Source organism: Streptomyces sp. KMM 9044, assembly GCF_024701375.2.
Lineage (GTDB): Bacteria > Actinomycetota > Actinomycetes > Streptomycetales > Streptomycetaceae > Streptomyces.
Genome location: NZ_CP113910.1, coordinates 3,382,560 through 3,396,197, shown reverse-complemented (window position 1 = coordinate 3,396,197; position 13,638 = coordinate 3,382,560). Strand labels below are relative to the sequence as shown.

12 protein-coding genes and 1 pseudogene are annotated in these 13,638 nt (G+C 72.3%); 11 read left to right on the top strand and 2 right to left on the bottom strand.

The window, feature by feature from the left end; all coding sequences use genetic code 11:
* Nucleotides 1-241: 241 nt before the first annotated feature.
* Nucleotides 242-1,513, top strand: a complete 1,272-nt coding sequence (locus HUV60_RS15200) for a hypothetical protein (protein WP_257850742.1) — start codon at nucleotides 242-244, stop codon at nucleotides 1,511-1,513.
* Nucleotides 1,514-1,607: 94 nt separating this feature from the next.
* Nucleotides 1,608-2,432 carry an oxidoreductase gene (locus tag HUV60_RS15195; protein ID WP_257850743.1) on the top strand — a complete coding sequence of 275 codons (825 nt, stop codon included), beginning with the start codon at nucleotides 1,608-1,610 and terminating at the stop codon, nucleotides 2,430-2,432.
* 398 nt (nucleotides 2,433-2,830) lie between these two features.
* On the opposite strand, the gene HUV60_RS15190 is transcribed toward HUV60_RS15195, so the two are convergent.
* Nucleotides 2,831-3,664 carry an HAD family hydrolase gene (locus tag HUV60_RS15190; protein WP_257850744.1) on the bottom strand — a complete coding sequence of 278 codons (834 nt, stop codon included), beginning with the start codon at nucleotides 3,662-3,664 and terminating at the stop codon, nucleotides 2,831-2,833.
* A 578-nt stretch (nucleotides 3,665-4,242) separates the two neighbouring features.
* Here HUV60_RS15190 and ssd point away from each other — a divergent pair.
* The 7 genes and pseudogenes from ssd to HUV60_RS33920 all read left to right on the top strand — a co-directional run.
* Nucleotides 4,243-5,349: a septum site-determining protein Ssd gene (ssd, locus tag HUV60_RS15185; RefSeq protein WP_257850745.1), complete on the top strand. Its 1,107-nt coding sequence runs from the start codon at nucleotides 4,243-4,245 to the stop codon at nucleotides 5,347-5,349.
* Nucleotides 5,350-5,597: 248 nt separating this feature from the next.
* The gene (locus HUV60_RS15180; RefSeq protein ID WP_257850746.1) at nucleotides 5,598-6,761 is read left to right on the top strand and encodes a TadA family conjugal transfer-associated ATPase; all 1,164 of its coding nucleotides are present in this window, start codon (nucleotides 5,598-5,600) and stop codon (nucleotides 6,759-6,761) included.
* A gap of 121 nt (nucleotides 6,762-6,882) precedes the next feature.
* Complete coding sequence (locus HUV60_RS15175) at nucleotides 6,883-7,734, top strand: type II secretion system F family protein (RefSeq protein WP_257851716.1); 852 nt, start codon at nucleotides 6,883-6,885, stop codon at nucleotides 7,732-7,734.
* Nucleotides 7,731-8,519: a type II secretion system F family protein gene (locus HUV60_RS15170; protein WP_257850747.1), complete on the top strand. Its 789-nt coding sequence runs from the start codon at nucleotides 7,731-7,733 to the stop codon at nucleotides 8,517-8,519. Before HUV60_RS15175 ends, HUV60_RS15170 begins: the two co-directional genes overlap by 4 nt.
* Before the next feature lie 102 nt (nucleotides 8,520-8,621).
* Nucleotides 8,622-8,831 carry a DUF4244 domain-containing protein gene (locus tag HUV60_RS15165; protein WP_257851718.1) on the top strand — a complete coding sequence of 70 codons (210 nt, stop codon included), beginning with the start codon at nucleotides 8,622-8,624 and terminating at the stop codon, nucleotides 8,829-8,831.
* Nucleotides 8,818-9,183 carry a TadE family type IV pilus minor pilin gene (locus tag HUV60_RS15160; protein ID WP_257850748.1) on the top strand — a complete coding sequence of 122 codons (366 nt, stop codon included), beginning with the start codon at nucleotides 8,818-8,820 and terminating at the stop codon, nucleotides 9,181-9,183. The genes HUV60_RS15165 and HUV60_RS15160 overlap by 14 nt, the downstream gene beginning before the upstream one ends.
* Nucleotides 9,180-9,770, top strand: a pseudogene (locus tag HUV60_RS33920) (Rv3654c family TadE-like protein); the annotation flags it as partial. The gene HUV60_RS15160 and the pseudogene HUV60_RS33920, both read left to right, overlap by 4 nt.
* Nucleotides 9,771-9,856: 86 nt before the next feature.
* Here HUV60_RS33920 and HUV60_RS15150 read toward each other — a convergent pair.
* Nucleotides 9,857-12,385 carry a DEAD/DEAH box helicase gene (locus tag HUV60_RS15150; protein WP_257850749.1) on the bottom strand — a complete coding sequence of 843 codons (2,529 nt, stop codon included), beginning with the start codon at nucleotides 12,383-12,385 and terminating at the stop codon, nucleotides 9,857-9,859.
* 79 nt (nucleotides 12,386-12,464) lie between these two features.
* Here HUV60_RS15150 and bldG point away from each other — a divergent pair, with 79 nt between their 5' ends.
* Nucleotides 12,465-12,806 carry an anti-sigma factor antagonist BldG gene (gene bldG, locus HUV60_RS15145; protein WP_003991900.1) on the top strand — a complete coding sequence of 114 codons (342 nt, stop codon included), beginning with the start codon at nucleotides 12,465-12,467 and terminating at the stop codon, nucleotides 12,804-12,806.
* Between the two features lie 114 nt (nucleotides 12,807-12,920).
* Complete coding sequence (locus HUV60_RS15140) at nucleotides 12,921-13,358, top strand: ATP-binding protein (RefSeq protein WP_257850750.1); 438 nt, start codon at nucleotides 12,921-12,923, stop codon at nucleotides 13,356-13,358.
* Nucleotides 13,359-13,638 lie beyond the last annotated feature (280 nt).

Below are 13,638 nucleotides of genomic sequence, written 5' to 3'. Positions count from 1 at the left end.
ACGAGGGGATCCCAACTATCAGTAAACGAATTGTAATTCAGAGTAAAGGGCGGGCATAGGTTTTCCCGGCAAATGGGGCAATTAATCATTCGCGCGGGTGAAGTGGGCATTCCATCGGCTTGTCGTACTAATTCCTTCTCGGTTGCGTGCGACTTTGGCGGCGCTGCCGGCCCGGGTCGGCACAGCACCAGACATCGCCCCCGCCAGGGTTGGCCCGAGAGAAGGAAGAAGGTGGGCGGACATGGCCGCCACCCGAAGGATCGCCGTGGGCGCCGTGATCACCGCGGTCTGCGCCGTCTCGCTCGCCGGCTGCGGAACCGGCGCCGAGGACTCCGGGAAGGAATCGCACGGCCCGAAGAAGGCGGAGCCGGCGCCCGCACCGGAAAAGGTGGTCCGTCTGATCGGCGACGGCTCCACCGCGTACACCGGGCAGCAGCCGCACCTGACCGGGCCCGAGCGGCTGAAGCCGGGCGAGAGGCCCCCGCAGTTCGTCGTCTTCTCGTGGGACGGCGCGGGTGAGGACAGCCAGAAGCTCTTCTCGCACTTCCGCGAGGTCGCCAAGGAGAACGACACGACCATGACGTACTTCCTGAGTGGCGTGTACATGCTCCCGGAGGAGAAGCGTGACCTGTACCGCCCGCCGCAGCACTCGCCGGGCCGTTCGGACATCGGCTTCAACGATGCGGAGGGCATCGCAGCCACCGCGGAGCAGCTGCGCCTCGCGTGGCTGGAGGGCAACGAGATCGGCACCCACTTCAACGGCCACTTCTGCGGTGCCGACGGCGGGGTCGGCGAGTGGTCGGTGGAGGAGTGGAAGGACGAGATCGCCCAGGCCAAGGAGTTCGTGAAGTCCTGGAAGACACACACCGGCATGAAGAACGCGGCCCCCCTGCCCTTCGACTACGACAAGGAGCTCATCGGCGCCCGCACCCCCTGCCTGGAGGGCCAGGAGAACTTCACGAGGGCCGCGAGTGAGCTGGGCTTCCGTTACGACACCAGCGGCGTCAACAATCAGGTGTGGCCGAAGAAGAAGCGGGGTCTGTGGGATCTGTCGCTGCAGCTCGTCCCGTTCCCCGGGCACTCCTTCGAGCAGCTCACCATGGACTACAACTTCATGGTCAACCAGTCCGGCACCACCACCCAGGGCGACCCCGCGAAGCACGAACTGTGGGGCGACCAGATGCGGGACGGCCTCATCGCGGGCTTCCAGCGGGCCTATGACGGCAACCGGGCGCCTCTGATCATCGGCAACCACTTCGAGTCCTGGAACGGCGGCACCTACATGCGCGCCGTCGAGGAGACCGTCGAGGCGGTGTGCACCAAGCCGGAGGTGCGCTGCGTCTCCTTCCGGCAGCTCGCGGACTGGCTGGACGCCCAGGCCCCGCGGACCCTGGAGAAGCTGCGCACCCTGAATGTGGGCGAGGCCCCGAAGCGGGGCTGGAAGTCCTTCCTGTCCGCCGGTCCCGCCCCGGCTCCCAAGGGCGTTCCCGGGGCGCCCGCGGCGAAGGGGTGAACGGCGGCCTCCGCCGTGGCCGCGGGCGTCGATCCGGCGTGAAGAAGGCCACTCTTCGGAGGGGCGGGCGCCGGAGGTGCGTAATGTCGTACTCATGAGTACGACAGGGGCGACCGCCGATCCGCTCGCGGCTCTGGGCTCGCTGCCCGGTGTGGCCGAATCCGTGGAATCCGTACGCAAGGCCGTGGACCGCGTCTACGGGCACCGGGTCATGCGGCGACGCAGCAACGAGATCACTTCCGAGGCGGCACTGCGCGGCGCCCGCGGCTCGGCCGCGGTGTCCGGCGCGGACTGGGCGCTGGAGGAGGTGCGTCGGCGCAGCGACTTCGGCACCGACGACGAGGCACGCACGATGGGCGCCGCGCTGCGGCTGTCCGCCGAGGCGGGCCAGTTGCTGACCGTCTGGCGGCAGTCGCCGCTGAGGGTGCTCGCCCGGCTGCACCTGGTGGCGGCAGCGGACCACGCCGACCAGGTCGGACGGCCCCGGAAGGACGGTGAGCGGGTCGACGAGGCCTTGATCGGGCTTCCGCTGCCCGGCGCGGTGGAGGCGCACGGCCGGCTGGAGGGCCTGGCCGAGCTGATCATTGCGGGCGGCCCCGCCCCGGCGCTGGTCACGGCCGCCGTCGTACACGGCGAACTGCTCGCGCTGCGCCCCTTCACCTCCCACAACGGCCTTCTCGCGCGTACGGCCGAGCGCATCGTGCTGGTGGGCAGCGGACTGGACCCGAAGTCGGTCTGCCCGGCCGAGGTCGGCCACGCCGAACTGGGCCGGGACGCTTACCTGACGGCGTTGGAGGGCTATGTCTCCGGCACCTCCGAGGGCGTTGCCGCCTGGATCGCCCACTGCGGACGGGCGGTCGAGCTGGGGGCGCGCGAGTCCATGGCAGTGTGCGAGGCGCTGCAGCGCGGGGCGGCGTAACGCGCGCCCGGGGGCCCGGGCGCGGAGGCCTGCGCAGAAATGCGGCGGTACGAATTCTCGTACCGCCGCTGGCATGTCCACCTGGTTACCAGGCGTCCTCGATATGTGCCCATCAGGTCGGGAACTCTGCCCGTCCCTGGTGCGGCTGGCCCGTAATCGACGGGTCGACGTCGCGTGGGTGCCCTGTGGCCATGCTCGGTCCGTGGGGCCAGATGCGTGGTGAAGGTGATCCTCTCGGATGTCCTTGGTCTCGCGGGCCGTTAAGTCCTTTGTACTCCAGGTTCCAAGCAAGCGGAAGTGGGGGACCCGCTTCTTTGCCTTTGGGTTCGAGGCGCGCCGGTCGGGAGCCGATGTGCCGGACGGAGACCGGCACCCGCGGGCGCCTTCACTGTGCCCGGTCAGGCCACCGGTGCGCGGCGTCGGCTGGTGTACCAGACCAGGCCCGCGGTGGCCGCGGCGGCTCCTATGGCGGCCACCGCCACGAGAGCCGGACGGTGCGGGACGGAGAGCGCGGGGATGCGCTGCTTGAGCCGGACGGGCCGGTGGAAGTCCAGGATCGGCCACTCGCGCGCGACGGCTTCGCGGCGCAGGGCCCGGTCCGGGTTCACGGCGTGCGGGTGCCCCACGGACTCCAGCATCGGCACATCGGTCGCCGAGTCGCTGTAGGCGTAGCAGCGGGCGAGGTCGTAGCCCTCCGACTCGGCCAGCTCCCTGACCGCCTCGGCCTTCGTCGGCCCGTACGCGTAGTACTCCACCTCTCCGGTGAAGCATCCGTCGTCGCCCACGACCATGCGGGTGGCGACGACCCGGTCCGCGCCCAGCAGTTCGCCGATCGGCTCGACGACCTCGGTGCCCGAGGTGGACACGATCACCACGTCGCGGCCGGCGGTGTGGTGCTGCTCGATGAGGGTGGCGGCCTCGTCGTAGATGATGGGGTCGATCAGGTCGTGCAGGGTCTCGGCGACGATCTCCTTGACCTGTTGGACGTTCCAGCCGCGGCACAGTGCGGACAGGTACTTGCGCATCCGCTCCATCTGGTCGTGGTCGGCACCGCCGGCCAGGAAGACGAACTGGGCGTATGCGGTACGCAGGACTGCCCTGCGGTTGATCAGGCCGCCTTGGTAGAACGACTTGCTGAACGTGAGCGTGCTCGACTTCGCGATGACCGTCTTGTCCAGATCGAAGAAGGCGGCTGTACGGGGCAGTGAGTGGTTTTCCACGTCCCTGAGCATAGGCGCAGTCCATTCGGCGTAAGGTGTGGCGCGTGGGCTTGCCTGAGAAGGCTCTCGGGTACACCATGGGAGTCACGGATCGTTCGCGACCGTGCTAACCCGGTCCGGCTCCTCCCCCCCCCGAGTCGGCCGTGGGGACGACCCCCGCTCTCCCCCCCCGGCGGGGGTCGTCGCATGTCCGGGTGGGTTTTCCTCCTTCTCGTCACGGCTGAGACGTCGCCGGGCGGTCACGCCCTCACAAGTTGTCATGGTCACGATATGTACCTCTGTGTAGCCGAAGTGGTGCTCTGCGGGATTCCCTGAGGGTCGCTCGGGGCTCACCGGTATGGGTGACGGCGATATTCACAAGCGTCGGACCGTCCACAGTTTTTGACCAAGATCCACACGATTTTCCGGATCGCTGCACCGTGATTCCAGCGCGCCCCGCTCGTGGCGAGTTCACCGCCCGTTCCGTTTGTCGAGTCACGTACGGCCGGTTTCTGTCGGCCGTTCATATGGAGACCGCTTGCCGGTTCTTCACACATATGGGAATCGCGGGGCCGCAGAGGCGTCGCGTGATGCAGCGAAGAGGGAAGAAAATGGCAGGAACCGTCACACACGATCCACCGCCCGCCGCCGGAGGAAGCAGGCAGGGCGGACCGCTGATCGTCACCGAGGACACCGGGCTTCTCGACGACCTGCTGCGCCTGTGCGCGGCGGCCGGTGCCACCCCGGAGGTCCACCACGGGGTGCCCGAGCAGCGAGGCAGATGGGAGGCCGCCCCGCTCGTCCTCGTCGGGGACGACGCCGCGCGGCGCGTGCGCGATGCCGCGCGGCGGCGCGGAGTGGTGCTGGTCGGCCGCGACCAGGACGACTCCGGGGTCTGGCGCCGGGCCGTCGAGATCGGCGCCGACCATGTGCTGATGCTGCCCGACGGCGAGCAGTGGCTGGTCGACCGCATCGCCGACGTGGCCGAGGGCGTGGGCCGGCCGGCCCTGACCGTCGGCGTCCTCGGCGGCCGGGGCGGGGCCGGCGCCTCCACGCTCGCGTGCGCGCTCGCCGTCACTTCGGCGCGTGAGGGACTGCGCACCCTCCTGGTGGACGCGGATCCGCTGGGCGGCGGACTCGACGTGGTCCTCGGCGGCGAAACGGCGGAAGGGCTGCGCTGGCCCGCCTTCGCCGCCTCACGGGGGCGGGTCGGTTGCGGCGCGCTGGAGGAGTCGCTGCCCGAACTGCACTCCCTGCGCGTGCTCAGCTGGGACCGCGGCGACTGCGTCACCGTGCCGCCGCAGGCCGTACGGGCGGTGCTCGCCGCGGCCCGGCGCGGGGGCGGCACGGTCGTGGTCGACCTGCCGCGGCGCGTCGACGGCGGGGTGGCCGAGATCCTCGCGCAACTCGACCTCGGGCTCCTGGTGGTCCCCGCCGAACTGCGCGCCGTCGCGGCGGCCGGGCGCGTCGTCTCCGCCGTCGGCATGGTCCTGCGCGACCTGCGGGTGGCGGTGCGCGGTCCGTACGCGCCCGGCCTCGACGACCGCGAGGTGGCCCGGCTGCTCGGACTGCCTCTCGTCGGCGACGTACCCGTCGAGCCCGGCCTGCAGCGACCGCCCGGCTCGGGGCGGCCGCCAGGGGCGTCGAGCCGGAGCCCGTTGGCCCGGTTCTGCAAGGAGTTCTGGGAGCGGGCGCTGGTGGAGGCGAGGGCCGCATGAACACCGGAGGACGTCAGAGGCCGGAGAGGCCGCACGGGACGCCGGTGGGCGGCCGGGAGGGCACGCTGCCCGCGGAGAGGTGTGGTGCGCCGCCGACCGGGTTCGGGGATGTGGCTCCGGTCGGCGGCAGCGGCGGTGTGACTTCCGCGGGCTTCCGCAGCGCCGGGGCGGCGGGGCACAGGACCGGGGCGCCGGCGGCGGGAGGCACGTCCGGTACGCCGGTGAGCGTCGCCGGGAGTGGGCCGGGAATGCCCCCAGGACTGCTCGACGGGGTACGGCGGTGGCTGGCGGAGAGCGGGTCCGAACCGACGCCCGCGCGGGTGGCTCAGGCCCTGCGGGAGCAGGGGCGGGTGCTCGGTGCCGCCGAAGTGCTGGGCGCCGCGGAACACCTGCGGTCCGAACTGATCGGCAGCGGACCGCTGGACCCGCTCCTCGCCGACCGGTCGGTCACCGACGTGCTCGTGTCGGCACCCGACCGGGTCTGGGTGGACCGGGGCGGCGGACTGGAGCTGACGGGCGTCTCCTTCCCGGACGCGATGACCGTACGCAGGCTCGCCCAGCGGCTCGCCGCCGTGGCCGGCCGGCGTCTGGACGACGCCCGGCCCTGGGTCGACGCGCGACTGCCCGACGGGACGCGGCTCCACGCCGTGCTGCCCCCGGTGGCCGTCGGCTGCACCTGCCTGTCGCTGCGCGTCGTACGGCCCCGCGCCTTCTCCCTGGACGAACTGACGGCGGCCGGCACGGTGCCGCCGGGCGGCGACCGGATTCTGCGCGCACTGCTCGACGCACGGCTGTCCTTCCTGGTCAGCGGCGGCACGGGGACCGGTAAGACGACCTTGCTCAGCGCACTGCTGGGGCTGGTCGGTCCGGACGAGCGGATCGTCCTCGCCGAGGACTCGGCCGAACTGAGGCCCGACCATCCGCACGTCGTACGCCTGGAAACCCGGCCCGCTAACCAGGAGGGCGCCGGGCTCGTCACGCTCGAGGACCTGGTGCGCCAGGCGCTGCGGATGCGGCCGGATCTACTGGTCGTGGGTGAGGTGCGCGGCCCCGAGGTGGTCCATCTGCTGGCAGCCCTCAACACCGGACACGAGGGTGCCGGGACCGTCCATGCCAATGCCGCCGCGGACGTCCCCGCCCGGCTTGAGGCACTCGGCACGGCGGCCGGGCTCGACCGTTTCGGACTGCACAGCCAGCTGGCGGCCGCCCTGTCCGTGGTGCTGCACCTCATCCGCGACCGGACCGGCCGGCGGCGGATCGCTGAGGTGCACGTGCTGGAACGGGACTCGTCGGGGCTGGTGCGGACCGTGCCCGCCCTGCGCTGGGGTTCCGACGCCTTCGTCCCCGAGAGGGGATGGGAGCGGCTGCGGGACCTGCTCCGCAGCGGCGGCGCCGACGGCGGCGGACTGTGAGCGGGCGGCTCGCGGGAGGTCGTCCTCTGGGTGAAAGGGCCTTGAACGAGCGGCCGTCGAACGGGTGGAGGCAGCAGATGGCGAGAGGGGACCGAGGGTGAACGGGACCGCCGGGATGTCGATGGGGACGGCCGTGGCGTGCCTCGGGGCCGCCGTGTGGCTGCTGGGCGGCCGGCGGGCCGGAGCCAGGCGGGCGCGGCTGCTGCTGGCCGGCGGGGGAGCGGTCGGGAGCGGGCCGCCGGGATGGCCCCGGGTGATCCGCGCGTGGGGACGCATCCGGGGAAGGCTGCGGGCCGAATGGTGGGCTCTGGCCGCCGGGGCGGCGTTCGCGCTGCTGGGCGCGTCGGCGCTGCCGCTCGTCGCGGGCGCGGCCGGGGTGCCGTTGCTGCGGCGGCTGCGGCTGGCCGCTGGGGAGCGCCGGGCCCATGCGCGCCGGGGCGACGCGGTGATCGCACTGTGCGGAGCACTCGCCGGGGAGGTGCGCGCAGGGCGGCAGCCGGGTGAGGCACTGTCACCGGCCGTGCGGGACTCCGGCGGGCTCGGTGACGCCCGGGCGGCGGTGCTGGCGGCGGCACGGTTCGGCGGGGACGTCCCGGAGGGGCTCGCGGTGGCGGCACGGCAGCCGGGCGCCGAAGGGCTCCGGGGACTCGCCGCGTGCTGGCGGGTCGCCGTGGACCAGGGGGCGGGGCTCGCGGCCGGACTGGACAGGCTGGAAGCGGCGCTGTGTGCCGAACGGGACCAGCGTGCCGACCTGCGCGCCCAGTTGGCCGGTGCCCGCGCCACAGCGGTGATGCTCGCCGGGCTCCCCGCCCTGGGGCTCGGGCTCGGTGCCGCACTCGGGGCCGACCCCCTGCGCATCCTCCTGCACACCCCGTCGGGGCTCGGCTGTCTCGTGGCCGGCGGGGTCCTGGAGGGCCTGGGGTTGTGGTGGGTGCTGCGGATCATGCGGGGTGCCGAGGAGGCGTCGGTATGAGCGTCGAGGCTGTCCACAGACTGGGGGTTGTCGTGGGGACGGCGCTGGCGTTCGGCTGGCCGGCCTGGTGGCTGCGCCACGCGCGGTGCGAGCACCGGCTGCGACGACGGCTGGCCGAGACGCTGGCCGTGGAACAGGAGGCCGCCCGGCCACGCCTCACCGTGCCGGGAGGCGCGCGCGGTTGGCTGCCCTCGGCGGGCGTGGCCTGCGCGGGCTGGTTGCTGGTGGGCGGTCCCACCGGAGTACTGGTCGGGCTGGCCTGCGCCGCCGGGCTGTGGCGATGGCGCCTGCGGCAGACGGCGGCCGCCGCGGACGAGCGGGAACGCGCGCAGGCCCGTGCGGCACGGCAACTGCCCCTTGCCGCAGATCTGCTGGCCGCCTGCATCGCGGCCGGAGCCGGGCCCGTAACCGCCGCGCAGGCCGTCGGCGAGGCCCTGGGCGGGCCGGTCGGGGACGCGTTGGCCAGAGGCGCGGCGGAGGTACGGCTCGGTGGGGAACCGGGCGCGGCATGGAGCCGGCTGGCCGCCGTGCGGGGAGCCACGGCCCTGGCCCGGCTGCTGGAACGGGCCGACGTGTCCGGACTCCCCATGGCCGCGCCCGTCGCACGGCTCGCCGTGGAGTCCCGGGCGCAGTGGGCCCGCGAGGCGACGGCACGGGCACGGCGGGCCGCCGTCATGGTCACCGCGCCGGTCGGGCTGTGCTTCCTTCCCGCCTTCGTCGCGGTGGGCGTGCTGCCCGTGGTGATCGGACTCGCCGGCGGGGTGCTGGGAGGGGGCGGTCGATGACGGGAGGGAAGCGAAACGGCGGCGGGACGAACCGTCAGACAACCAAATGGTGTTTCAACAGAACATTTACGTAGGGGAGTTGAGATGTATCAGGTGGTGCAGGTGGTACAGGTGGTACGGGCGCGGTTGTATGCCCTGTTGTGCAGGGGGCGCGCGGCACGGAAGGACGCCGGAATGGTCACTTCCGAGTACGCCATGGGCATCGTGGCGGCGGTGGCGTTCGCCGTCGTGCTCTACAAGGTGGTCACGAGCGGCCCGGTCGACGAGGCGCTGACGAAGATCGTGGAGCAGGCGCTCGATGGCGACATGTGAACAGCGCTCGGACCGTGGCTTCGTGACGGCGGAGTCGGCGATGGTGCTGCCCGTGCTGGTGCTGTTCGCGATGGCGCTGGTGTGGGGGCTGTTGGTGGTGGCGGCGCAGATCCAGTGCGTGGATGCGGCCCGCACCGGTGCCCGCGCGGCGGCCCGGCAGGATTCCCCCGGTGCGGTCGTCGAGGTGGCCCGCCGGGCGGCGCCGTCCGGCGCGGAGGTCACCGTGCGTCGGGAGGCGACGCACGTTCGCGTGATCGTCGTGGCCAGGTTCCCGCTGCTGCACGGGCTGCCCTTCGACGTACGGGAGGAGGCGGTGGCGGCCGTGGAGGAGACGGTGGGGGCGGGCACGTGAAGCACGAGATCCGCGGCAGGCGGCGACGGCGGAGCGGCCGGATTCGTGGCCGCGAGCGTGAGCGGGGGCGTGGAGCCGGTCCGTCGGACCGGAGGGCCGAGCGCCGTGGGGGTGGGGAGTGTGTCGGAGGGCGCGCGGCACAGGCAGGGCGGGAGGCAGCCGGGTCCGGGCGGGGCTTCGGCCCGGACGGCGACCGTCACCGGGAGCCCGACCGGTACCGGGGCACCGGCTGCTGCTGGGAGTCCGCCCGTCACCGGGACGGCGGCCGGCCTCCGGGGAGCCGCCGGCACCCGGCCCGGTTCCCAGGCCGGCACCGGCACTCAGGACAGGGCTCCGACCGGGGCTCCGCGACCGTCTGGAGCGTCGGGGCGATCGCCGTGCTGTGTGTCGTCTTCGGCGTCGTCCTCGCCCTGGGGCAGGCCGTCGTGATCCGGCACCGGGCTGCCGGCGGCGCGGACCTCGCCGCCCTGGCGGCGGCGGACCGGTGGATGGACGGTACGGCGACGGCCTGCGCGCGGGCCGACCGGGTGGCCGGGGCGCAGGGCACGCGTCTGGTGCGGTGCACCCTTGAGGGCGAGGTCTCGGACGTGTCGGTGGCCGCGGGACGAGCACTGTTCGAGGCGGAGGTCAGGGCGCGGGCGGGACCGGCCGGTCCGCTGGCCCCCGCTGCCGCTCACCCCTGGCCGGCCCCCGTCGCCATACCGCCCGTCGGGCCCGCCCGCCCCGCCTCGCTCTTCCCCACCCCGCCCTCCTTCGCCGGTGCCCCCTCCAGCAGCACCGTGAGGAGCCGTACCGCACCCCGCTTGTGCAGGGGCTCGTTGCCGTTGCCGCACTTGGGGGACTGGATGCAGGACGGACACCCGGCCTCGCACTCGCAGGAGGCGATCGCCTGCCGGGTGGCGGTGAGCCAGTCGCCGGCGGTGTGGAAGGCGCGCTCGGCGAAGCCGGCCCCGCCCGGATGACCGTCGTGGACGAAGACGGTGGGCAGCAGGGTGTCGGGGTGCAGGGGGACGGAGACCCCGCCGATGTCCCAGCGGTCGCAGGTCGCGAAGAGGGGCAGCATGCCGATCGACGCGTGCTCGGCGGCGTGCAGGGCGCCGCCGAGGATCTCCGGGTGGATCCGGGCCCGGTCCAACTGGTCCTCGGTGACCGTCCACCACACCGCGCGGGTGCGCAGCGTGCGGGGCGGCAGGTCGAGTTTCGTCTCGCCCAGCACCTCGCCGGTGATGACACGTCGACGCAGGAAGGAGACCACCTGGTTGGTGACCTCGACGGAGCCGAAGCACAGGCGGCCCTCACCCCACGGGATCTCGGTGTCCGTCTCCAGTACGGAGATCGACGTCGTATCGCGGGCGACCGTCGTGTAGGCCGGAGCGGCCTGCTCGACCAGGGCGACGGAATCCTCCAGATCGAGGGAGCGGACGAGATACGTGCGGCCCTGGTGCAGGTGGACCGCGCCCTCGTGGACGGTCGTGTGCGCGGCGCCGGCGTCCACCGTGCCGAGCAGCCGTCCCGTCCCGTCCTCGACGACCTGGACGGGACGGCCGCCCTCCCCGCGGATGTCGGTCAGGTCGGCGGCCCGTTCCCTGCGGGTCCAGTGCCAGGCCTTCGTCCGGCGGCGGAGCAGCTTCGCGGCCTCCAGCTGTGGCAGCAACTCCTCGGTGGCCGGTCCGAAAAGTGCCAGGTCCTCGTCGGTCAGCGGCAGTTCCTCGGCCGCCGCGCACAGGTGCGGGGCGAGCACGTAGGGGTTGTCGGGGTCGAGGACGGTGGATTCCACGGGCCGGTCGAACAGGGCCTCGGGGTGATGGACGAGGAAGGTGTCCAGGGGGTCGTCGCGGGCGACCATGACGGCGAGGGAACCCTGCCCCGACCGGCCGGCGCGGCCCGCCTGCTGCCACAGGGAAGCCCGGGTTCCCGGATAGCCGGCGATCACCACGGCGTCCAGGCCGGAGACGTCCACACCGAGCTCCAGGGCGTTCGTCGCGGCGAGTCCGAGGAGTTCACCGGAGTGCAGGGCACGTTCGAGGGCGCGGCGCTCCTCGGGGAGATAGCCGCCCCGGTAGGCCGCCACCCGCCGGGCAAGCGAGCGGTCGACCTCGGCGAGACGTTCCTGGGCGATCACCGAGATCAGCTCGGCGCCGCGCCGGGAGCGCACGAAGGTGACCGAGCGGACGCCCTGGACGGTGAGGTCGGTCATCAGGTCGGCGGCCTCGGCGGTGGCCGTACGCCGGACGGGGGTGCCCTTCTCGCCGTGCAGCCCGGTCAGCGGAGGTTCCCAGAGGGCGAACACCAGTTCACCGCGAGGTGAGGCGTCGTCGGTGACCTCGACCACCGGCAGGCCGGTGAGGCGGCGGGCGGAGACCGCGGGCTCGGCGGCGGTCGCGGAGGCGAGCAGGAACACGGGCGAGGCGCCGTAGCGGGCGCAGAGTCGGCGTAGTCGGCGCAGCACCTGGGCGACGTGCGAGCCGAAGACGCCCCGGTAGGTGTGGCACTCGTCGACGACGACGTACTTCAGAGATTTCAGGAAGGAGGACCAGCGGGTGTGGGACGGGAGGATGCTCCGGTGCAACATGTCCGGGTTGGTCAGGACGTAGTTGGCGTACTGGCGGGTCCACTCGCGTTCCTCGAACGGGGTGTCACCGTCGTGGACCGCCGCGCGCACCGAATGGCCCAAAGGTTGTGAAAGTTCCTTCACAGCACGGCACTGGTCGGCCGCCAGGGCCTTCGTGGGGGCCAGGTACAGCGCGGTCGCGCCGCGGCCGTTCGGGGCCTCGGAGCCGTCCAGGAGCGACGACAGGACGGGTGTGAGATACGCCAGGGACTTGCCGGAGGCGGTACCGGTGGCGACCACGACGGACTCGCCGTCGAGAGCGTGTTCGGCGGTGCGTGCCTGGTGGGCCCACGGATGGTCGATGCCCGTGACCTGCACGGCGGCAAGCACCTCAGCCCGGATCCGGTCGGGCCAGACGGCATGGCGACCCGCGCGCGGGGGCAAGTGCTCCGTATGAGTAATGCGCGAAGCCCTGCTCGGCCCGGCCGCAAGCCGGTCGAGGAGCGCCCCCGGCGAGGGCTGGAGTGCACTGTCCGCCGGGGGCCGATCGGGTCGGAGATTCTTGGCCATCGGCACCGAGTCTGTCACCGGCATGACGGACAATGGGGCCAAGGCGTCGTGCATGCCTGCCGGTAAGTGATTGAATGCCATCGCGGCTGGCGAACCGTCCCGGGGGCTGAGCCGAGATGCCCCAAGGGCGACCGCTCGAAAGCTAGGTGCTGGAGGATCCGTGGACCTGTCCCTGTCGACCGAGACCATGGGCGATCGCACGATCGTCAGGGTCGGTGGCGAAATCGACGTATATACCGCGCCCAAGTTGCGCGAGCAGCTGGTCGAGCTGGTGAATGACGGCAGTTTCCACCTTGTCGTCGACATGGAGGGTGTGGACTTCCTGGATTCAACCGGACTCGGCGTGCTGGTCGGCGGCCTGAAGCGTGTGCGTGCCCACGAGGGCTCGCTGCGCCTGGTCTGCAACCAGGAGCGCATTCTCAAGATCTTCCGTATCACCGGCCTCACCAAGGTGTTCCCGATCCACACCTCGGTCGAGGAAGCGGTGGCGGCCACCGACTGATCACCGGTCCCGGGCGTCCGCGCCCGGGAGCAGCAGTGAAGTACGAGGAGGATCGGGTGCTTCGGCGGCCCGGTCCCTCCCCACAGCACGCCCGAAGTATCGCGAGGGGGATGCATGGCCACCGTTGAGCTCCGCTTCAGCGCGCTGCCCGAGCATGTCAGGACCGCCCGTCTGGTGGCGGCAGCGGTGGCGCGCAGGGCCGGAGTGGACGAGGCCGTCCTCGACGAGGTCCGCCTGGCCGTCGGTGAGGCGTGCACGCGTGCCGTCGGACTGCATCAGAACGGCGGTATCTCGGCCCCTGTGAAGGTGCTGCTGATCGAGGAGGAGAAGCAGTTCTCCATCGAGGTCGGTGACGAGGCGCCCCACGCGGTTCCCGGCGGGCGCGCGCCCGGCGACGGGCCCGGGGGCACCGAGGCCGAGATCGAGGAGGACGAGATGGGCCTCGCGGTCATCAGCGGACTCGTCGACGATGTCGAGGTCAGTGCCGGGGAGCACGGCGGATCGATCCGCATGAGGTGGTCCACCACGCCGCCGGCCACCTTCCCCGTCTGACCCCTCTGATCGGACGTATCCGACTCACTCGTGCCGAAGGGCCCCATCCGTGGGGCCCTTCGGCACGTGCGGGTGTGATCACCCGTGCCTACAGTGGCCTCTGGTGCCGGCCGTCCCGCCCCCCCGTCTCCTCCGGGCGGTCCCCTCTCGGGTGCACGCTCCTGTGTGCCCAGGACCGTACGAGCGGTCCTGGGCGGGCTGTCCGCAGCGTCGTTCACCGCTTGAACTTATGCACGATCAGCCAGGTGATCGAAGAGGCTTTTGTGTGATCACCGAAAGG